Origin of the sequence: Sporomusa sphaeroides DSM 2875 (genome assembly GCF_001941975.2) — a bacterium.
Classification (GTDB): Bacteria; Bacillota; Negativicutes; order Sporomusales; family Sporomusaceae; genus Sporomusa; species Sporomusa sphaeroides.
In genome coordinates this window covers 4,334,809-4,356,345 of sequence record NZ_CP146991.1, presented here as the reverse complement: position 1 = coordinate 4,356,345, position 21,537 = coordinate 4,334,809, and the positions used below count along the sequence as shown (strand labels likewise).

20 protein-coding genes are annotated in these 21,537 nt (G+C 44.2%); 10 read left to right on the top strand and 10 right to left on the bottom strand.

Annotated features, from left to right (window positions below):
• The first annotated feature begins 1 nt into the window (after window position 1).
• From SPSPH_RS20025 to SPSPH_RS20005, 5 genes are all read left to right on the top strand, one after another.
• A complete protein-coding gene (locus tag SPSPH_RS20025) occupies window positions 2–700 on the top strand; it encodes a 4Fe-4S double cluster binding domain-containing protein (protein ID WP_109298278.1) in 699 nt (232 codons plus the stop codon).
• A gap of 28 nt (window positions 701–728) precedes the next feature.
• On the top strand, window positions 729–1,268 hold the full coding sequence (locus SPSPH_RS20020; protein WP_109298277.1) for a GNAT family N-acetyltransferase: 540 nt from the start codon (window positions 729–731) through the stop codon (window positions 1,266–1,268).
• Window positions 1,269–1,381: 113 nt separating this feature from the next.
• Window positions 1,382–2,929, top strand: a complete 1,548-nt coding sequence (locus SPSPH_RS20015) for an IS1182 family transposase (RefSeq protein WP_075756744.1) — start codon at window positions 1,382–1,384, stop codon at window positions 2,927–2,929.
• Between the two features lie 316 nt (window positions 2,930–3,245).
• Window positions 3,246–4,568, top strand: a complete 1,323-nt coding sequence (locus tag SPSPH_RS20010; protein ID WP_075757598.1) for an FAD-binding oxidoreductase — start codon at window positions 3,246–3,248, stop codon at window positions 4,566–4,568.
• A gap of 124 nt (window positions 4,569–4,692) precedes the next feature.
• On the top strand, window positions 4,693–4,998 hold the full coding sequence (locus SPSPH_RS20005) for a hypothetical protein (RefSeq protein WP_075757599.1): 306 nt from the start codon (window positions 4,693–4,695) through the stop codon (window positions 4,996–4,998).
• Window positions 4,999–5,013: 15 nt separating this feature from the next.
• Here the strand turns inward: SPSPH_RS20005 and SPSPH_RS20000 are convergent, their stop codons facing one another.
• The 3 genes from SPSPH_RS20000 to SPSPH_RS19990 all read right to left on the bottom strand — a co-directional run bounded on the left by SPSPH_RS20000 (window position 5,014) and on the right by SPSPH_RS19990 (window position 10,676).
• The gene (locus SPSPH_RS20000; protein WP_075757600.1) at window positions 5,014–7,365 is read right to left on the bottom strand and encodes an autotransporter outer membrane beta-barrel domain-containing protein; all 2,352 of its coding nucleotides are present in this window, start codon (window positions 7,363–7,365) and stop codon (window positions 5,014–5,016) included.
• A gap of 166 nt (window positions 7,366–7,531) precedes the next feature.
• On the bottom strand, window positions 7,532–7,939 hold the full coding sequence (locus SPSPH_RS19995) for an RrF2 family transcriptional regulator (protein WP_075757601.1): 408 nt from the start codon (window positions 7,937–7,939) through the stop codon (window positions 7,532–7,534).
• 295 nt (window positions 7,940–8,234) lie between these two features.
• Entirely contained in the window at window positions 8,235–10,676 is a 2,442-nt protein-coding gene (locus tag SPSPH_RS19990; protein ID WP_075757602.1) for a PAS domain-containing protein, read from the bottom strand.
• Between the two features lie 641 nt (window positions 10,677–11,317).
• Between SPSPH_RS19990 and SPSPH_RS19985 the strand changes: the two genes are divergently transcribed.
• A complete protein-coding gene (locus SPSPH_RS19985) occupies window positions 11,318–12,235 on the top strand; it encodes a bifunctional helix-turn-helix transcriptional regulator/GNAT family N-acetyltransferase (RefSeq protein ID WP_075757603.1) in 918 nt (305 codons plus the stop codon).
• An 83-nt stretch (window positions 12,236–12,318) separates the two neighbouring features.
• On the opposite strand, the gene SPSPH_RS19980 is transcribed toward SPSPH_RS19985, so the two are convergent.
• The 4 genes from SPSPH_RS19980 to SPSPH_RS19965 form a co-directional block, all read right to left on the bottom strand.
• On the bottom strand, window positions 12,319–12,897 hold the full coding sequence (locus SPSPH_RS19980; RefSeq protein ID WP_075757604.1) for a nitroreductase family protein: 579 nt from the start codon (window positions 12,895–12,897) through the stop codon (window positions 12,319–12,321).
• Window positions 12,898–13,038: 141 nt separating this feature from the next.
• Complete coding sequence (locus SPSPH_RS19975) at window positions 13,039–13,581, bottom strand: CatB-related O-acetyltransferase (protein ID WP_075757605.1); 543 nt, start codon at window positions 13,579–13,581, stop codon at window positions 13,039–13,041.
• Between the two features lie 142 nt (window positions 13,582–13,723).
• A complete protein-coding gene (locus SPSPH_RS19970) occupies window positions 13,724–14,278 on the bottom strand; it encodes a CBO0543 family protein (protein WP_075757606.1) in 555 nt (184 codons plus the stop codon).
• Window positions 14,279–14,429: 151 nt separating this feature from the next.
• Entirely contained in the window at window positions 14,430–15,590 is a 1,161-nt protein-coding gene (locus SPSPH_RS19965; protein WP_075757607.1) for an ATP-grasp domain-containing protein, read from the bottom strand.
• Window positions 15,591–15,787: 197 nt separating this feature from the next.
• Here SPSPH_RS19965 and SPSPH_RS19960 point away from each other — a divergent pair, with 197 nt between their 5' ends.
• Both SPSPH_RS19960 and SPSPH_RS19955 read left to right on the top strand, forming a co-directional pair.
• The gene (locus tag SPSPH_RS19960) at window positions 15,788–16,207 is read left to right on the top strand and encodes an alpha/beta hydrolase-fold protein (RefSeq protein WP_198931012.1); all 420 of its coding nucleotides are present in this window, start codon (window positions 15,788–15,790) and stop codon (window positions 16,205–16,207) included.
• Between the two features lie 38 nt (window positions 16,208–16,245).
• Window positions 16,246–16,530 (top strand): hypothetical protein, encoded by a 285-nt coding sequence (locus SPSPH_RS19955; RefSeq protein WP_198931013.1) that lies wholly within the window; start codon window positions 16,246–16,248, stop codon window positions 16,528–16,530.
• 61 nt (window positions 16,531–16,591) lie between these two features.
• Here SPSPH_RS19955 and SPSPH_RS19950 read toward each other — a convergent pair whose 3' ends face one another.
• Together SPSPH_RS19950 and SPSPH_RS19945 are read right to left on the bottom strand one after the other, a co-directional pair.
• A complete protein-coding gene (locus SPSPH_RS19950) occupies window positions 16,592–17,380 on the bottom strand; it encodes an alpha/beta hydrolase (RefSeq protein WP_158027110.1) in 789 nt (262 codons plus the stop codon).
• A gap of 151 nt (window positions 17,381–17,531) precedes the next feature.
• Window positions 17,532–18,437 (bottom strand): LysR family transcriptional regulator, encoded by a 906-nt coding sequence (locus SPSPH_RS19945; protein WP_075757609.1) that lies wholly within the window; start codon window positions 18,435–18,437, stop codon window positions 17,532–17,534.
• 128 nt (window positions 18,438–18,565) lie between these two features.
• Between SPSPH_RS19945 and SPSPH_RS19940 the strand changes: the two genes are divergently transcribed.
• Together SPSPH_RS19940 and SPSPH_RS19935 are read left to right on the top strand one after the other, a co-directional pair.
• Complete coding sequence (locus SPSPH_RS19940) at window positions 18,566–19,765, top strand: MFS transporter (protein ID WP_075757610.1); 1,200 nt, start codon at window positions 18,566–18,568, stop codon at window positions 19,763–19,765.
• Between the two features lie 120 nt (window positions 19,766–19,885).
• Entirely contained in the window at window positions 19,886–21,016 is a 1,131-nt protein-coding gene (locus SPSPH_RS19935) for a radical SAM protein (protein WP_075757611.1), read from the top strand.
• Window positions 21,017–21,022: 6 nt separating this feature from the next.
• Here the strand turns inward: SPSPH_RS19935 and SPSPH_RS19930 are convergent, their stop codons facing one another.
• Window positions 21,023–21,529, bottom strand: coding sequence for a GNAT family N-acetyltransferase (locus tag SPSPH_RS19930; protein ID WP_075757612.1), 507 nt, complete (start codon window positions 21,527–21,529; stop codon window positions 21,023–21,025).
• Window positions 21,530–21,537: the final 8 nt, after the last annotated feature.

The following is a 21,537-nucleotide window of genomic DNA, read 5'->3' as shown; positions in this document are numbered from 1 at the left end:
GATGGAACAGGCTCTTACTAAAGATATAAAAGATTATGCTGTACAATTAGGTGCAGATCTAGTTGGAATTGCCGACTTAGAGCGAGTAAAGGGAATAGACACTATCCCAGGAAATTTGCTTAACTTTTTTACAAGGGCTGTCGTTATAGCAATTCAAATGTCGCCAGAAATTTTTGAGCAGATTGAAGATGAGCCAACGCTTCATTACGCGCATCAATATGTTGCTGTTAACCAGTTACTCGATCAAATAAACTTACGTATACAGAATAAGATTCTAAAAATGGGTTATAAAGCACTTGCGATTCCTGCCTCACAGACGGTGGATAGGGAAAAGTGGATGGGACATATATCTACAAAGGCCGTCGCAAAAACCGCAGGACTGGGATGGCTAGGAAAGAGTCTACTTTTGGTCACTCCTCAATTTGGACCTCGTATTCGCATCGCTTGCTTGTTGATTAATGCACCGCTTATTTCAGACCAGCCTCTTTCTAATCGCTGCGGCAATTGCACGAAATGTAAGGACGCTTGTCCAGCAAAAGCTATACACGGGATATCGTGGGAGGACCGTCCGAATTCCCGAGAAGAAGCCATTGACTTAGGGAAATGTATTAGTCGCTTAGAAGCTATTGCTCAAAAACAGGGGCGACAAGATCGTATATGCGGAGTTTGCATAAAAGTTTGCCCATGGGGAAGGCAATAGTAGTAAAATCGTTGATGGGTGAAAGTAGATGAAAACACATATTAGGCAGGAAAATGAAGCTGACTTTGATAGGGTGTATGAAGTTGTGCAACTGGCATTCCACAATGCAGAGCATACCGACCATGATGAACACAATTTGATCAATAGGCTAAGAAAAAGTTCAGCATTTATTCCAAAACTATCACTTGTAGCCGTGGTTGATGATGAAGTTGTTGGGCATATCCTATTTACGCGTGTAGAAATTATCAATGCTAACGAAAGCCATACTGCACTTGCTCTGGCCCCTGTATCCGTTATACCTGCCAGGCAAGGCAACGGTATCGGGGGAACGCTGATTTTAGAAGGTCATAAAATTGCAAAAGAATTAGGATTTACGTTAGTGATTGTGCTTGGACACCCTGGATACTACCCTCAGTTCGGGTATATGCCTGCTAGTAAATTTGGCATAACTGCACCCTTTGAAGTACCAGATGAAGCCTTCATGGCATGTGAACTTACGTTGAATGGGTTGTTTAATGTGTCAGGTACGGTTCAGTACGCAAAGGAGTTTTTTTCAAAAGCTAAATAAACGGAAGCACGGGGACGCGTACGAAACCACTGAAAAAGTCAATAAATAGAGCAACATCCCTCTATTATGGTAAAATATAACTGTAGATATTTGCCGGAAAGGAGGGATTTGCTTTGCTTAGACATGTGCCTCACCAATTAAGTATATATAGCGTGTTATATGACAGAATTCCCAATGACCATATTCTGAAGACAATTGGAGCCCATGTTGATTTTAGTTTCATTAACGATTTACTGAAAGATTCATACTGTAAGCACCTGGGGCGGCCTGCTAAAGAGCCGGAAATGCTAGCAAAGTTACTTATTTTGCAATATCTATATAACTTATCCGATGTTAGAGTCATTGAAGAAGCTAAACTAAACTTAGCCTATATGTGGTTTTTGGGACTAAATCCCGAAGATGATTTGCCAGAAGCCAGTCTACTTACCAAGTTTAGGAGACAACGATTAAAAGAAACAAGTGTGGATGATATTATTCAGGAAGTAGTCCGCCAGTGTATAGAAAAAGGCATTATAAAAGGGACCGGACTGAGCATGGACGCTACTCACACCCATGCCAATACAATAAAAAAAGTACCAGAAAGAATCATGAAGCATCTAGCCAGAAAAATCATAAAGGCTATTGAGGAAGAAAACGGAGAAATCCCATCTGAGCTAATTGGCGAAGTTCCTAACTACAAGCTCATAGAGGACCACAACGAAGCGAAGCAGATTATGAAGACATATTTAGAAACCATAATCAGTAAAGCGGAAAACCATGTAGATCTCTCCATTCTGCCCAGCAGCCAAAAAGCTGTTAACGAAGCAAAGGAAGTATTACAAGATCCTAAATTTATCGCGCAAAAAGGAATCCGGTCACTTGTAGATAAAGATGCTCGTGTGGGGTACAAATCGCAAACAGACAGTTTTTACGGATATAAAGTAGAATTTGCAATGATTCCAGAAGCGAGGATTATTACCGCAGTAACAGTTGATAACGGTGCCTATGTAGATGGTAGCAAATTTGATGAACTCTATCAGCGAAGTAAAGCATGTGGATTGACCATACAAGAGGTGTATGGAGATAAAGCTTATTTTCGAAAAACAATTTTAGATACCCTACAAATCGATTCAGTTAAAGCTATCATTCCAGTAAATCCTTGCGTCTACAAAATAGACGAGGGCAGATTTACTTACAATAAAGACAGTGATCAATGGTTTTGTGAGATGGGTAATAACACCTATAAAAAGGTGTATCAAAAATATAAAAATAGAAGTAACATTTATAAATATCATTTTGATAAATCACAGTGTATTCAATGCCCCAAACTACTCGAATGTGCAGGCAAAAACGTTAAGAAAAAAGTACTAGGCGTCGGTGAACATAATGCTCAATATTATGAACATAGTCAAATGACTAAGACTACTCAGTTCAAGCTTAAGTACAAAAAACGAGCCAGTCATGAGTGGAAAAATGGGGAAATGAAGCGTTTCCACGGATTAGATCGTGCCCGAGGGTACGGTCTAAAAAGCATGTCAATGCAAGCCAAATTAACGGCCTTAGCCGTGAATCTTAAAAGGATAGCAGCACTACTATCCTTTTGTGACCATGTATTTTGGAAGCAAATAGCCAATTTTATAGCATATCACAGATTAACTCCGCTATTTATGCAGATAAGCTAAAAAACATGGATATATCAGTGGTTTCGGACGCGTACATTTTGACTTTAGTGTATAAGAAACCATAAGAGTAAGCATTGTTGCGAAGCAAATTTTACGTCCCCCTTGCTTTCCGTCCGTCCCCTTGCTTCCTCCACTTGTTTCCTCCGTCCCCAACGTTCAGAAAAGTGCTCTACTAGCAAAACCGGTAAATGCGGTTTTGCTAGTAGAGCACTTTCGTGTTTAATGTTTACTCTTTTGTTGAGAGAATGTTCATGCGAGTAACAGTTGATAGATACTTAACATAAGATATACAAGAAAATGGTGGGAGGAGGAGCGAATGAAATATCAGGGCTTAACCGGCAAGGTAATACTCCCTGGAGATCCTGAATATGATCGGGCCAGGAAAGAGTACAACCTTGCAGTCAATAAATATCCGATTGCCATAGTGTACTGCTTTAACCAACATGACGTAGCTAACGCCGTTGTTTGGTCAAGAATGAATAAAGTACCGTTGCGCATCCGTTCTGGCGGCCATAACTACGAAGGATATTCAACCGGTAATGGCTACCTGGTGATTGATACCAGTTGTATGAATGATATAATCGTGAATACTGCCGATAATACAACAGAGGTTCAGGCAGGCACAAGGCTGTTACCCCTATACAAACGTCTATCTGAATATGGTTATACCTTCCCGGGGGGGACCTGCCCGACGGTTGCTATTTCCGGTTTAGTGCTGGGAGGTGGCATAGGACTGTCCACCCGGTTGTTTGGCCTGACCGCAGACAGTCTTTTGGAGGCTGAGATGATTAATGCTGATGGGGACTTGCTAACAGCGAACAGCAACTGCAACCCGGATCTCTTTTGGGCGCTGCGAGGAGCTGGGGGCGGTAATTTTGGCGTTGTGACCAACTATAAGTTCGGCTTACAGAAAGCTGATAAAATAACTTTGATACAATTACGATGGGACCATAATGTGCTGGCAAGAAACAAATTTATAGGAATCTGGCAAGATTGGTTGCCAAATTTAGACCGGCGTATGAGTTCATTCAGTGGCATATATAAACGCGGAGCCTGGATGAACGCATTCTTTTACGGATTGCCGGAAGAAGCGCGAGAAATTCTTGGGCCGATATTGGATATACAGGGAATCAGCCAAGAGGTTATTGAGTATGTCCCGTTCATTAATGCAGTAGAAAGAATTGGGGCGATTTATGCAAAACGCGATGCCTTCCAGGCACCGGGGAGATTCGTGTTTTGCCATTTCACAAAAAGGCAGTTAGATAACCTGGGAACTATTATGGATAGGGCGCCCTCTGAGACGGAGTCGTCCATTCGGGTATATTCGCTGGGGGGAGCGGTCCGGGATACCGGATCGGAAGCAACTGCCTTCCCTGCTAGAAATGCCGATTATATTATGGTGATTACGTCTTCCTGGGAAAAAAAAGATGAGGAGCTGTTGCACCGAGTATGGATAAAAGAGGGTTATGACTATATTTATCAAATAACCGAAGGTTCTTATGTGAATTTCCCTTATGACCGAACACCATGTTGTGAGGAAGCATATTTCCTGGAGAATTTGCCGAGATTGCAATGTATCAAGCAAAGATATGATCCCCATAACGTTTTCCATTTTCCCCAGGGTATCAGGTTGCCGTAACAAGTGGAACAGTTCCAGGCAGACGAGGGGATGGTGGATATTTGACTTTTTGGCAAACAGAAAAATTAAGTTATCCAATGCTTAAGGGCATCATATAGTTTATAAAATGCTTCAGGTGGGTGCCATGGAAGAATCAATTCTCTTTTCTCTTGACTCTGAGCAGCAGGTACTACTCGCAGCTTTACTGGCGATAATAGTAGCTGATAAGCTTAACGAAGACCAACAAAATATTTTCGGGAACTTTCTAGAAGCATTGGGGCAAAATATCTTGCTAATACAGGCGATAGTATCATCTAATCCTCCATCAACAAAATCGTACAGTTTCTCAGATACACAAGTTCAAAACCTGCAAAAAAGCATTAATATGTTACAGCAGGATTTAAAAACAATCAAGGCAAAGATTGCCGCTTTAGAAGAAAAACAGCAATAGGTATTATAACAATAATTAGTTAAACTGGCCGCGAATGCCAAAGTTGAGCTGCCAACACTGGGTAAAGTTACCACCGGTGGCCCGTGTGATATCCAGATAGAGATTATTGTCATTGTCAAGTTGGGTTGCGATACCAGCACCATAGGACCACCAGGTGCTACCCAGTTTTTCTTTCGCCGGGCTGCCGTTTAGGGAAAATCCAATATCGCCGCTAAATTCTTTGACATAAGAAAGCTTAGCATAGGTATTCACCGGTCGGCTGGCTTGCAGGGTTTCTCGGCCAATGACCATACCCAGGCGGCCAAGCACCGAACTATAATCGTTTACGTTTACAGAAAGGCCGTTAGAAGCGGTAAAACGCCCACCACTCTGGCGTCCGAAACTGAGTTGAGCCTGGGGTTCCATATACCATCCTTGCTTATTGACTTTGTCGGCATACAGCCGTTGTCCTGCTTCCAACGAGAGCGAGGGGCCCTGGGTGCTCAGACTGCCCTCCACCCAGGTTGACGCGGTATCAAGCACTTTGTAGTCGTTGTTCATCCAGCCATATTTAGCCACCACGCTGGCATAACGTCCTTGCGGATCAACATGAGTTTGATATAGTCCCAGCGTCGTAGAACTGGCTGATCCGTCGCCGCTCTGATAGCTCTGACCAGATGTAGTATAACCAAGCATACCGCCGGTATAGATTGTTCCCCGGTCATTTGACAGCTCTTTTTTACAGTCTCCGCCAATTTGGATTCCGCGATAAGACATTCCATACCCGCTCACCATCTGACCAGGATCGACGGAATAACGCCCGCCATAAACCCGGATCCAGGGTGAGGCTGAGACTTCGCCCCGGCGCAGATCACCCAGCCGCTGGTACAGAGTCGTGGTTTCGGCGTAATTCAAAAGATAGGAGGCGCTAAATGTACTGTAGGAGGCCGAGCTGCTTGAAGAAGCCCGGCCTGTTCCGATTAAATCCCAGTGACCAAGCAGATTCTGCTCCAGTTCATATACATAGCCGCCATATTCAACTTCACCGCTGAACACTCCTGTTCCACCGCCGGGTTGAATGACACCCAGGACGCTTTCCTTGCCGTTGGCAGCGGCGGTGGCGTCATTGGTAAAACCGACCTGGTAGCTGCCGGTAACAGCGCCATTTACGATTAGACGGTCACCGGAGCCGTTGGTAACGTTGGTACTCATAGCCAGTTGTCCGCCACCGCTCAAATCACCCTCAATAGTGAGCGTTTTATAGCTGTTGCCGGCGTCAACAGTCATTCCTGAGGCGTGGCTGTAGCTGGCTCCCTGGCGTAGGAAGGCGATGGCGCCGTCCTGCATAGCGACATTGCCAGCAACGGCTGCGCCGTCTTCCACGACAGCCAGCGTACCGCCGCTGTTAATTTTTATCGCATCAGTAGCAGTGGAATTGGTAAGCACAGCATCTTTGTAAAGATAGACCATACCACTATTCACGGTGGTGTCATAGGCGGCAGCGCCGCCAGTCACTACCATCGCAGCCTGATTATTGACCTGGCTCCGGTAGGAACTGCCGCCTGCTTCGACAAACTGCCATGCATGGTCATGAAGCGTAGTGTCATTGGCTGTGCCTGTAACTACCTGCGAGGAAAGATCCCACAACGTAGTCCTGTTCGCAGTGCCATATTCAATACTCTGAGAGGAGTTATGGTTGAGCGTGGTGTCATTGGCAACACCACCAAAGAAGATACCCTGCCAGGAATCATTGTTGAGCACAGAGCCGTTGGCGACACCACTAGCTTTAACTACCTGCCAGGCATAGTCATGGAGCGTAGTGTCATTGGCTGTGCCTATAACTGTCTGCGAGGAAAGATCCCACAATGTAGTTCTGTTCGCGGTGCCATATTCAATATTCTGAGAGGATTTATGGTTGAGTGTAGTGTCATTGGCTGTGCCAGTAACTACCTGAGAGGAGTTATGGTTGAGCGTAGTGTCGTTGGCTGTGCCAATAACTGCCTGAGAAGAGTTATGATTGAGCGTAGTGTCGTTGGTTGTGCCGTCTTCTCGAATATGCTGCAGAGAAAAGTCATTGAGCACAGTGTTATTGGCGACACCTTCGACTCCCTGGGAGGACCGATCATTCAACCTGGTTCCGGACGCGAAGCCGGTATAGGTAATACTCTGGCAGGAACTATTGTTGAACGTGAAGTTTTCGGAGATGCCTTGCAGGATTATTACATCGCTATTATTAATAGTTCCACCCTGCGTATGCCAATCTTCAGGAATAACAACTATCTCAGCGTAAGCCGGACTGTAAATCCAGCCGCTACAAAGACTCAGGACAATTGCCCCGGCAAGCAGGCGGGCTTTATGGGTTAATCTGCTACGCTGCACTGTTTTCATTGTAAACCACCTTTTTCAGTTTTCTTTCAAATTATCCTGCTTGCATTTTCTGAACTTTTGGTCTTTGACTGCTGCAAAAAATGCCTCTAATAAAACTTGACTTGTCAGGTATGCGTTATTGGATTAATTTTGGCGTATACTGTTTTAAATGACAGTTTATTATGAATTATTTAATTATTTCACTGATCCGTTTACTTTTTAGTGCTGCAATCATCTCATTCTGAACCGACTCATAGATTGCGTGGACCGGGCATACCTGACTATTTCCAGCACCTCTGCTACAAAACCCATCCGCTTCTAAACAACGGTTGATATGTATTTTACCTTCCATCGTCTCGATAATATCATACAATGTAATATCGGCGGTTCTTTTTACCAGGCGGTAACCACCAGCAGACCCCTGTATAGAATCTATGTAACCTGCCTGCTTGAGCTTTGCTGTAACTTTTAAAATATATCCAGGAGTAATACCTAGTTGCTCGGCCATCATCTTTGCAGTCAGCACTTGTTCGTGTTGTTGAGCCAGATAGATGATAATCCGAATTGCATAATCGGTTGTGATTTGAATTTGCATTGCGTTTACCCCCAGCAAATCAGCTTTAGCTATACTACCGGCAATGTAAAATTTTTGGTTGCGCCTTTCCCAAAAAAACTTTACCTGTGCAGTATAGTATCTCTAGGATACTCATGCATAGTGCATATACCATAACCGAATTTTAATGTCTGGAGCAGGATTGTTGCAATTAGACGGTTGATATAAATCGGATTATACCAGTTATTGTCTTAGCTTTATCCTGCTATGAATAAAGCCCGAAGGCAGCGGAGATATTGTCCACTGCCTTCGGGCTTTATTTTATCTAATACCTGTGTTAGGCTTTTTCACTGTATACCTGACGAAATTTAAGCGCCATCCCTAATGCCAGCCTGGTTTCAAAGTTGTCCAGTGAAACGCCCAGTACCGTCTCAATCCGTTGCTTACGGAATAGAACTGTCTGGCGGTGAACATAAAGCCGTTTAGCCACTGTAGTTAAATTGTCAGTATGTAATATCACTTCCAGCGTATTCATTAGCTCCGTGCCTTGAATCCTGTCATACTCCACTAACCGGCCCAACGTCCGCTGCATGAAATCTTTTGCATAGCGACTGTGGACGACAGCCGGAAAAAATTGAAAAACGCCGATGTCCAGATAGTGTTGAATCATCAGCTCTGTTGCCCGCTTTCGCCCTAACTCCACGGCCAGCTGTGCCTGCTCATAAACCTTGGCAAACTGCCAGAATGTTCCAGCATGAAACTCGGCAATGCCTATGCGGCAGCGGCTTCCCGGCACGTGCCGATGTACCAATTCCCTCCAGCGGACGGCTTGCGCTATTTCATAATCCTTATCTATCCGCTTCTCTGATCCAACAGGTACCAGGAGTGCAATTCCATCCCTGCTTTCCCAGGCGATTACATCCTGTTCTTCGTACAGCCGCAACAAAAGTAAATCCACCGCAGGTTGCTGTTCTGCGCGCTGTTCCTGCTCCTGGTCATCTTTTTTGCCTGGGCACGACTCCAGTGCTAACAGATAACAGGAAAAATCCTGTGTCAAATTAAGATTTACTTGCCATGCCTGATCCAGAACTTCTTGCGTAGGCAACAGTTTTCCCTCGGCAAGATCATTTAACAATTCGCGCTGTCGGCGTTTTTCATAAGTCGATTCCAACAACGCTTTCGTACGCCGCTGCTCAGTCGTATCTGTCAAATAGCAGGCTGCCATTGGATGCTCCTCCTTCAGGCAGCTGAGTGGAGCAATTCTAACGTCGAAGGTTCTCCGTCCATGGCTGAGCTCCAGCGTATATTCACCGAATTGCAATCTGCCCTGATTGATTGAATAGCAAATTGCTTTGAGCAGGTTTTCCGCCGATTCCGCCGGCAACAGGCTATTAAGCTTTCGTCCTGGCCAGCTTGTCTTCGCATCTGCTGCCAGCAATCCGTTATCATCAAAAACTTCGGCCACAATACCCTCAATGTCAATAATCATCCCGGCTCCGGGCATTGTCCGCGAAAACTCCCGCAGCCGCAGCAGTGCTTTCTTCCTAGCCTCCTCAAGTGCCCGCCGTTCTGTAACATCTGTAACAGTTCCATAAATTTCAGCCGGCTGACCAGCAGCATCGGTTCGTACATTTCCCTTCACCCAAACCAGGCGGGTGTTGCCGTCAGGTAGCGCCAGCCATACTTCAATACTCAAGCTTTCCTGTACAGCCAGCCATTCCAAATCCTCCCACTGACGAATCCGTTCCTGATCCTCAGGTTGCAGCCGAGACCAGAAAATCTGCCGCCCTTGGATGGCAAACTCGTCCCGGTTGGACGCGTACAAGGCCAACAGGCCGTCCGAGCACGAAAAACGGCCTGTTGGCAAATGCAAATACCAACTGCCTGTCTTGCCAATTTTTTCGGCTTCAGTTAGTTGCCGTTTCATCTCCTGCTGTTCTGTTACATCCATGATGGCGGCAATTACTTTTTTTACCAGTCCGTCTGCCGACATAACCGGCTTATATTTACCGTAGACCCAGTAATCACTGTTTTCTCCGTTCGGTCGGTATTGGTTCAAAAATTCCACCGTTTGTCCTGTCAGGCACTTGGCAAAAATCTGCTCATGCTGCTCACGTATTTTTGGATCGTCTGGCAGCATCTCCAAAAAGTGGCGCCCCGGCGCACTTCCCCGGTCTATGCGGCAATTGTCGGCAAAGCGCTGATTAACCAGAAGAAACAGGCCGTTAGAATCCATACAAGTGAGCATACACGGTGCGGCATCCCAAATCACCTGCAAAAACCGTTCATTGTCTGCCAATTGCCGGCACACATCCGCCAATCCCTTTTGCTGGCCAAGGCTGCGGCTGATGCCTACTAACTCCGCCCCGCCATCGGTGCGGCGAAAAAGAGAACAGGCCACCTCAACCCACACCGTCGAACCATCCCGACAAGGCTGTTCAACCACCTCAAAGATTTTAATCCCATCGCTGCCAGCATCAGCAATTTGCGTTCGCCATTCATGGATTCTTTCAAGAATTCGGCGATAAGAAGATGGGGTCAGCATATCCTTTAACGTATGTCCCATAATTTCGTCTTTTTCATAACCCCGCAACTGTTTTATTGACGGACTCGTATCAAGCAATGACAGTGTTTCCAGATCAATTCGCCACACTACCTGATCTAAGAATTCTGTTATGATTTGAAGATACATTTCCTGCCGGCGTAGTTCGTCTTTCTGCTCCATTTTCCTGCTACCTTCATTCTCCGGCAAGCCTGCATTTTTCTCACTATTCGTCACACACCACACCGCCTTTACAATATTATCTTATCCTTGAATCAAATATCGAACACCATTACCTGTAAACGAGGTTTTTTCATCTTATAGTACAACTTGAGCAGCTCCGTATTATACTAACAGTAAAATTGACGCCATACTCTTTTTAGATTTAACATAGTATTGAAATCATATTCTTGTATTAGCATTATATACTGAACGTATCAAAAGACAATAGCAAATAATAGGGGGTGTTAAATAAGAAATTATTTCTTATTCTAACGATTATCGCTGTCAAAGACCCGTGAACGTGATAACTGACAGCTAGTTTCCCCATCAAGCCCGAGAGATCCCTTTCCGGAAAGAGTCTCCGGGCTTGAAACATATTGGCAATATAACTGGCGAAGCAAAGGGACGTTCATTTTGCTTCCTTTTGCTTATGTCTTAAAAATAATATTTAACCCGATACAGAGAACCATACCACCGGTAAAGGTGAAGCATGGCCTCAATCCTTGCATTTTTCAAGGGTTGAGGTCTTGCTTTTTCCTCACTTAAAACATGGGAAAAAGTAATTGTCAGGTTGTCAACTGAGAATTACTTGACTAAGTCAACTAATTGCTGCTAGACTAATTATTGGTACTATTTATTTGCAGGGGGGAATGAAAATGAATGAGTTTATTGATCACCGTGTTTTAAAGATTAGGAAGTTTAATCGATTCTATACCAATATTATTGGCCTTGTAAATAAGACCATCTTGGAAAGCCCCTACTCATTGGCAGAGGCACGGGTGCTGCTGGAAATTGACAATGCTGTAACTTGTCTTGCCAGTGACCTAACAGAAATACTCCAGATTGACCCTGGGTATTTGAGTCGAATTTTAAGAAGACTGAAGAAAGAAGGCCTGATCGAAACAAAAAAATCTGCAACTGATGGCCGTTCACAGATTTTATCTTTAACAGACAGAGGCAAGGACACCTTTACCCAATTGTCAGATACTTCTTCCGCTCAGATCGTTAAGTTATTAGAGTGCTTGCCACTTGGAGCGCAGCAACATCTCGTTGAGCATATGGCTACAATAGAGAGAATGTTATCAGGACGTATAGATGCCTCGGTTAGTATACGTGATTTCCAACCCGGGGATATCGGTTATATTGTCTACCGGCATGGAGTTTTATATGCTCAGGAATATCAGTTAGACTCGGTTTTTGAAAAATATGTCTTAGAGAGTTTATTCAAATTTTTGGACAAACCTTCAGCAGGTAAAATTTTAATTGCTGAATGCTGCGGCACAATAGTAGGTTTTATTGGCATTGTTGAAATTAGCCCAACAACAGCTCAATTACGATGGTTCCTGATAGAACCCGAATTTAGAGGCGCTGGCCTGGGGCGGATCTTAGTAACAAAGGCCATGGAGTACTGTAATAGTAAAAACTATAATCACGTATTTCTTTGGACTTTCAAAGGGTTGGAGGCGGCACGACATCTGTATGAAGATTTTGGGTTTACGCTGACAGAGGAAAAAGAAAATAACACCTGGAAAAATCGGTTGATCGAGCAGCGGTTTGATGCCAGGCTATGCTAAAGCAGGAATGGGATACAACAAGAAAAAGGCGATGGTGTTGATGCTCATGCTGAGTTATGGCGATGAGTAACAGCAGAAGATAATTAGATAATATAAATTACATCTTTACGGGGAGCCGCAGGTTTAAGTTCGCCTGCTGCATAACCCATAACAACTGAGCCATAGGCAATATGATTTTGGGGGATGCCCAATTCATCCAAAAGCTCCCGGATCTGTGGCATATGCGTAAGCCCTGGCAGTTGATTTAACCAGCAAGAACCGATACCGAGAGAATGAGCTGTTAGCATCATATTGCCAATTGCCAAAGCAGAATCCGGCATAGAGTTGCCGTTGTCTTTTAAATTCGAGACAAGGATGAAGGTCGGAGCATGATATAAAAAATCTGCATTCATATCTTTGGCTTTTTCAACTAGACTCACGATATAGGGATGGGTTTCCGCCACTACAGGAATGGACAAAAGTGTTTGACGAATTGCTTCATTAACTTTTGTTAAAATAGCCTGATTTTGGATAGCGGTAAATCTCCAGTTCTGCAATCCCATCCCGTTGGGAGCATAGCTTCCTGCCATGAGAATTGTTTGTAAGTCTTCTTTGGAGATTTGCTTTTTTTGATAAGCACGGACACTTCTTCTGGTCAGTATATTCTCTAATACGGCATTCATAGTTTCCTCCGTTATTGGTTCAGAATTTTTTCTATATAGGACAGCTTTGGCTTAGTATTTCCCCAAACCTTTTACCATATAAAAACGGCTGCTTTAAAAAGCAACCGTTTTTTTTGAGTTTTACGGGCCGCCATCGTGCCGCTATCCATAAATCCGGATAAAGTCAGAAATCCTATTGGACAATAATAAAGGCCAGGCTTCTTTGATTTTTTCAAAAGGCCATTCCCACCAGGCAATTCTTAATAAATCACGTATCACCTGCTCATCAAACCGTAATCTGTACAGCTTGGCGGGATTGCCCGCCACAATTGAGTAGGGAGCGACATCTTTGGTTATAACACTATGGGCCCCAATAACCGCTCCATCGCCAATTTTAACACCCGAGAGAATGAGTGCTTTGCTTCCTAGCCAAACATCATTCCCGATAATGACATCACCTTTTGACTTTGGATGGCCTGTAAAAGAATGTGCCTGCTCGCAAAGAACGTTAAAAGGATATGTGGTAATCCAATCTGAGCGATGTTCTCCGCCCAACATAATCTCTACGCCATTTGCGATAGAACAGAAACGACCGATTTTCAAGGTTGTTCCTTCACCCCAAGATAAAACTGCAGGGGTGCCATAGGTCCAATCGCCGATATCATATTGCCGGTAGTGTTCATTTTGATTTAAAAAAAAGGACATAGTATCATTTCTCCTCTATACTGGATGTGTCGATAAAATATTATATAGAGAAATATGATGCTGTCAGGATGTCCTATTACGATATTTTCTGGCGATATATTTGGATTAGTAAAGGGTAATGAAGGCGTTGCTTCATTACCCTTTACTCCTTGGTTCCAGCTAAACTTTCAACCTTTTGAACTCCCCATTTGGTAACTAATCCAATGGCTATGTAAATGGGAAATCCGTAAGTCGGGTTCCATTTTAAGGGGATGTAAAGGTTCAGCCAAATCAATATTGGTTCGCAAATCCAAGTAAATATACCTGCAGCAATTGCGATTGCCAGTGTGTATCTCTTCCAATCCTTATAATTTTGATAGATAAGCATATATGTAACCGGCAAAGCAGAAAAGTTTACTTCTTCAAATCGAGGGAAAAGTGGAAAAATCTCAACTAAGTATGTCCACATGCCGAGTTCGTAGCCGATATGGTCAAATGATTCGGAAATAATCAGCACCCACGAGCCTAATAGCAGCGTTGCGGGTAATTGTTTCTTATCGACCATTTTTATAAAGATAATCCAGGGGATAATGAATACTGTTACCAGAAGCCACCACTGCCAGGTAAAAAGGTCAAGGTATCTCCATTCATATATACTAAGGCGAGTGATTTCCAAGGTCAAATCAAGGATTCGATTTGCGATTTCTTGATCATTCAAGCCATGCTCCACTCCCTAAGCTAAATATTAATGCAATTTCAGTGATTTTTTTATCTTCTCCAAAATCTCAATATATATAGTTATATTTCTAAAAATAATAAACAGGCCGCCCCAAAAGGCGGCCTGGCAGCTTGACGTTTACGGGAATATACTATTCCTTTTGATGAATAAACTCAACCATTTCCATAACTTCGCTCAGCTCCGGTGAGCGCACCAGATAGCCGTAATTGCCCAGTGCCGCGCTGAATACGCCGCTGACCGCTTCGTGCTGTACAATATACTGGCCGTATTTCCCGATGATCTCTTCATGGGAATGAACATAATTCTTGTTGAATTTACGTCCGATGTAAGCGCAGTGATATTTTCGCTGGTAATCGAGCGCGGTAGTGCCGTTCATAACGATATTTGCCCACTCGTAATAAAGGTTAATATCATTGGCAAAGTTGAACATATCCATGGTAAAACCGCCTGGCGGCCGCATGTTGACCTCCAGTCCCACTACTTTCTTCCTGGCAGTCAGGAAGAACTCAAAATGGAAGAAACGTTCACGTATGCCGAAAGCCTTCAGCGTCGCCAGCCCCGCTTTTTCCAGGTTCGGGGGAAGCTTCCGCAGTGAGTAGTAGTAGATGTCCTGGTCGTCATTGACTGTCTCCATTATGCCGGCAGAATATGTATGGGAGGTATAAAACACCGGCTTGCCATTGCTGTCAACAAGCCCATCAAAGGTGTACAGCTTGCCTTGGACAAACCCTTCCAGAAAATACTCCCCAGAATTGCCGTCGCCGAATAAATCGGTCAGTTCCGCCGGAGTAGTAATTTTGTGAGTGCCGGCGGCGCCAACCCCGCTGTCAGGCTTTGCCACAACCGAGTAGCCCACTTCGCGAATAAATGCCTCAGCCTCTGCCAGCGAACGAACCACTCGGCCTGGCGCTACCTCCACACCTGCTTCGATAAACTTTTGCTTCATCAACGATTTGTGCTTGATTTCATCGATTGTGTCATTTTTTATGCCAGGGATGTTAAAATCCGTACGGATTCTGGCATCTGTCGCCAGCCAATATTCCGTATGCGACTCAAACCGGTCAATTTTACCATATTTGTGGGTGAAATAACCCATCGCCCGCACAAGCTGGTCGTAGTCATGCAGGTCGCTGACCCGATAATACTCTGTTAACGCCTCACGCAGCGGCTGGCTTAAATTTTCGTATTTCTCGTCAGCGATTCCGAGCACATTGGCACCTAATTTGCGTAAGTTAACACAAAAATGAAAATAGTTACTGGGGAAATGTGGTGATAAAAAAACAACATTCATAGGAAGTCCTCCTGTTCCTTTTAGTGTTCAGCCTGCTTATCATAGGACAGCACAGCTATTCCGCTGACTCAGTGATGTATTCATGCATGATACATAAATATTATAATATTAATATATATTTGTTGCTTTTTGACGAAATCCTGCCTTTGTCTTGCATTTTATGTTATAATCAGTACTAAAAGAAATGGATGATTGGAATGCACATTGAATATCATAAACATTGGAGCCCAAGTCTTTGGAAGGACATGGAGATGAAGGTTTATGGACATGCAGGCAAACCTATTCTTGTTTTCCCGTCTTCCGGAGGATCATTTTATGAATATGAAGATTTTAAAATGGTGGAAGCCTGCCAATCATTTATTAATGCAGGCTCCGTTCAGTTCTTTACCGTAGAAAGCGTGGATGAGCAAACCTGGCTGCATACGAACAAGAACGCGGAGCAGCGCGCCCACCGGCACAGGGAATATGAAAATTATATCCTGGCGGAACTGGTGCCATATATCCGCAGCCGCAGTCCGTTTCATCAGCTAATGACCACAGGCTGCAGCCTCGGCGCCTTCCATGCCCTGAATTTTCTCTGCAAAATCCCGGCATTTTTGATGCAACCATCGCTCTGAGCGGCGTCTATGATTTGCGCTTCAGTATGGGCAATTTTATGGACGATAACATTTATTATAATAGTCCGGTTCACTATCTTGCCAATCTGACAGACCCCTGGTTTCTCGATCAGCTCCGCAGCAGCACGATGATTATCTGTTCCGGGCAAGGGGCCTGGGAGGAAGAAACGCTGCAAGACACATATAACCTGATGAAAATCTTCAAAGCCAAAAACATTCCTGCCTGGTTTGACATCTGGGGGCATGACGTGGCGCATGACTGGCCTTGGTGGCGGATACAAATGCCGTATTTCCTTGATAAACTGGGATATCATCATTCTTGATGCAGAAAAAACGCAAAAACGGTCCGTATCACAGTGACGTGATACGGACCGTTTTTTGCGTTTAACCAAAGAGCCACAAAAAAGCTTCAGGAAACCGTCTGGCCCAGTCGGCCTCGTTATGTTCAGCATCCTTTTCGATAATCAGCTTTACTTCCTCTTGACTAAAACCGGCGCAAATAAGCCGGTAATAGCTGTCCCAGACAAAATCCGCGTATTCGCGGGCGCTATTATACGAAAGCAGTTCCTTGGTTCCCACGTCAAGATAGATTCTCATGTCATCTTCCTTACACCAGCCGTTGAGACAATCCCCGGCAAAATGCATAGCCGGGGAAAAGGCGCCGATGCGGGAGAATACATCCGGTCGCGTAAAGCCCATATACAAAGAAATGAGCCCACCCAGTGAACTGCCTGCCGTACCCGTATTGTACCGGTCCGGCAGAGTGCGAAATTTGCTGTCGATAAAAGGTTTAAGAGTATCCACAATAAAAGCCGCATATTTATCCCCGCTGTAGCCCGGGATATACTCATCAAAACGGGCGGTGGCTCCGTTGTCAATGCCAACAACAATCGCACCGTTCGTTCTGTTTTCTGTACAAAGCCGGTTGAGGCTTTCGTCAACCCGCCATTCTCCCGAATAGGAGGTTGCCATATCAAACAAATTCTGCCCGTCATGCATATATAAGACGGGGTAACGCTGCTCCGGCTGCTCATAACCGGGCGGCAGATAAATCCATATTCTGCGGTAACGGTTGAGCTGAGGCAGCGGGAATCTTTCGATAATCTTTATGTTGCCGGTCACTGTATGTCCGTGAGGATTGGGTACATAATCCTCCCAATCGATTATTTTCATGTAAACCTCCATTGTGCTGCTGCGTCATTACATTATGCCATAATTCCCCCTGGGAAAACAACGCTGATCTTTTGCCTGAAAGCAAGAAGAAGGCCGGAGTTTAATAAGGAGATAATCGTGCCAATGTACTGCGGGATGAAATACAGACCCTTCAATCAGGGAAGGATTTTGATTTTGCGGATGAAAAATATTCAATGACCGATTTGCTGAAATTACGCATGGCTTCAGGCAGATAACGCTCCTTCCTCCAGGCTAACCAAAAGGTTCGCCGGCAGGAGGGTGCTTCAATATGCAGGCTCACCGGCGAGCTCTGCCGCCTTTCTTCCTGATACCAGCAGGCAGGCAGAAAGGCTACACCCAGTCCGGCATTGACCAGGCTTGCTATTACATCAATGCTTTCAATCTCAAATGCAACCGTGGGAGTAAAACCGGCCTGCAGGCAAAAATTATTTGTAATGGTCCGGAAGCCGAAATCGGTGGTAACACTGATAAAGGATTCGTTGGCCGCCTCCTTCAGGTGTATGCTGGTCCGTTCAGCCAGGCGATGATTAGGTGGAACGGCCAGGAAAATCTCCTCAACCAGCAGCGGTTCGCAATGAATTTCCGGATGTACAATCGGCGAGAAAAATATACTAAGGTCTATTTTCCCGGTTATAAGCTGCGTTTGCAATTCCTGTTGATTGGTGATATGACGAAGCCGGAACTTAATGCCCGGATGAGCTGTCAAATATTCTTTCAGAAAATTTTGCAGCAGACGGGAGGAGGAGACGCCGACAGTAACGCTTCTGTCTGTTAGACCGGCCAGGTCTGCCAAATCACGCTGCCCGTTTTCCAGTTCGTTAAAGATCCGGTCCACCCTTTTCAGAAAAGTTTCGCCAAACAGGTTGAGGCGGATTCGTTTTCCTGTACGCTCAAACAAGGGAACACCCAGGCTTTCCTCCAGACGGGCAATGGTTTTGCTGAGAGAAGGCTGGGCAATATGGAGTTCTTCGGCGGAACGCGTTATATTTTCCAGCCGGGCAACAACCTGAAAGTATCTTAATTGAAGCAAATCCATAGGCATCACCTTTTCATAGCTTTTGAGGAATGAATATATAGTTAATTATATCTTTTTAATTATAAATCCTCAATGCTATAATTACTCACATCGGAAAGAACTGCTATACATTAACAGAGGAGATAAACATGACAAAGGCACAAATATGGACAAAGGATTTTTTGCTTAATGCGCTGGTGAACTTCCTCGTATATCTGGTGTATTTTCTGCTGATGATTATAATCGCGGGTTACGCAGTGGATAATCTGCAGGCCTCTTTGAGTGAAGCCGGTCTTGCGGTAGGCCTTTTCATTGTGGGGGCGCTTTTTGCCCGTTTCTTCGGCGGAAAATCAGTCGAGCTGGTCGGACGGCAAAAGATGCTTTATATAGGCTTGACCGTGTATCTGATTGCCACCTTGTTATATTTTAAATCAACCAATCTGCACTTTCTCTTTTTTGTCCGGTTTTTGCACGGAGTAGGCTTTGGGCTGGCTACAGTCGCCACCGGGACCATTGTCGCCAACATTATTCCGGGGGCAAGGCGCGGCGAAGGTATCAGCTATTACGCAATGAGCAGTACGCTGGCGTCGGCTTTTGGCCCGTTTTTAGGAATATATCTGAACCAGCAGGTAAGCTTTAACGCAATTTTAGGTATCTGTATTTTGCTGGTGGTCACTTGTTATATTGCGGCGTTTTTGCTAAAGGTGCCGGAAGCGGCGTTAACGGCGGCGCAGCTGGAGGATATGAAGCGCTTTACATTGAGCAATTTCGTTGAATTTAAAGCACTGCCGATTTCGGCGATTGGGGCAATTCTCGGCTTATGCTATTCCGGAATTGTCGGTTTTATCGCCTCCTACACAAGAGAAATTAATTTAATAGAGGCAGGCAGTTTCTTCTTTATCGTTTATTCGGCAGCCATCCTGATTTCCAGGCCGCTAACCGGTCGCTGGTTTGATTTAAAGGGAGAGGGGTTTGTGCTGTATCCGTCTTTTGTTCTTTTTGCGATTGGCCTGGCTATACTAAGCCTGGCGCGGCAGGATTTCATCCTTCTGCTGGCCGGAATGTTCATCGGGCTTGGTTTTGGCACCTTTTTGTCCAGCGGGCAGGCGGTCGCCATTAAGTCGTCGCCAGACCATCGCATGGGGCTGGCAACATCGACTTTTTTTGCCATTACAGATATCGGGGTGGGATTAGGGCCGTTCTTTTTGGGTCTGTTGGTTCCTTTCTTCGGTTTTCGCGGTCTATATATGAGTATGGCCGGAGTCGCTCTTTTGGCAATGGGCTTATACTATCTTTGGTGCGGGAAAAAAGCGCAGCCTGAAAAGCGGTTTATTTCCTGTTCTCATTGACATTCCCGGTGACCTTGTTGAAAACTGCGGCATAACCCAGTATAATTTAAATATTATAGTTTGATTGTATTCACACTTGGCGAAGCGTGTGAAGTATTAAATTAGATAGGCGGATACATGATGAGAATTTCCAAGAAAGATGCGTTGATATGGTTTGATTTTTTTTCACAATTGTCTGAGGAAGAAGAAATTAGCATCAAGCATGAAGAAATCATTTACGCTACCTTTGCGCAAATTGAGGCAGCAATTGATCATCGAAATGAGATGCTGATGTCGGAAATCAGAGGCTTGCAAACCTTAGAAAATAGAACTCTTTTTGTGGGAAATGAAAGCAAATTCCCCCAAGGCTGCCGTTCTTGTCTGTTGGGTACCGGGCTGAGCGCAATTAGGAAAACGAACACATGTAATTTAGAATGTAAGTTCTGTTACAATTATGGCGAACTGGACGACATTCATCCGGTTGGCGAAGGCCTGTGGGAAATTGGCGGCACAAAATTTTACGAGAAGGATATTGATTTGCTGCTTTCCATTTACCAAAAACCCACTGGCATTTCCTACGTTTATTTAGAGCCTTTTATGGAAATAGAAAAATACTATCCGATTATAAAGAAATTCAGTGCTGCTCAAATTTATCAGCATTTATACACAAATGGCACGTTAGCTACAGAAGAAACACTGAAAGCATTAGGTGAAGCCGGGCTTAATGAGATACGTTTCAACTTAGGTGCTTCTAATTGTTCGGACAAAGTAATTAAAAATATTGGCCTGGCGAAAAAATATATTAAACATGTAGGTATTGAAACTCCAATGACTCCCGAGTTTTTCGAAGTGTTTTTCAAGAAAAAGCAAGCAATTTTTGAAACGAAACTGGATTTTATCAATTGTGCGGAATTACATTTGAATGAGAATAACATAGGTAATTATTATGGGGAAAATATGTATATCTCCCGGCATGGCTATATATCTCCCGTTTGGAGCAGGGAATTAACTTTGAAATTTATGAAAATAGCTGCTGAAGAAAACTGGGATGCAGCTGTGCATGATTGCTCCAACTACACAAAGTTTGCAAGAGGGTTAAATTTGAGCAGCAAAGCGGGTATGTTATTCGGAGCAAGCAATTATGCCTGTGAGTTTTCTATGATTCCGTACGAAATATTTATGCCAATACTGAATGACGATAGTTTCACATTTTTACATGAAGAAGAATTGCCTGACGGCTATAAACCGGAAATTATGGATTTTTTAGAGTAGTGGAGCCTATTCGGCTATATCCAATACTTTTTCATAGCAGTAGAAAGGCTTTTTCTTATCGAGAAAGCTCATCTCACCAACCCATTTATAGCCGCACTTTGCAAACAGGGCATTCATCTTCGTATTGATAGAGTAAGTATCGGTTTTTAAATACCGTACCTCATTTTTTAATGCGTATTCATCGGCAAATTTCATCAACTCTGTACCAATTCCACTTTTACGATATGCTGTAGCTACCGCCATACGGTGGACAACCATAGCCGTTTCCTTCATGGACCAGGGTAAGCCACTGTATTCGGCAGGCTCAATTTTGTTAATGCAGGCAAAACCTACTAGATTTCCGTCTCGTTCGCTTACATAAAGATCACCTTTTTGAATGTCCTTCCCAAAGTCCTTTTCCTGAGGATAGTTTTCATCCCATTGAGTATTGTCGTAAGACTGCATTTCAATAATGGTTTCCCTGATAATTTTCATGATTTCCTGTATATCTGCGGAATTGGCTTTTCTAATCATATGAGCAC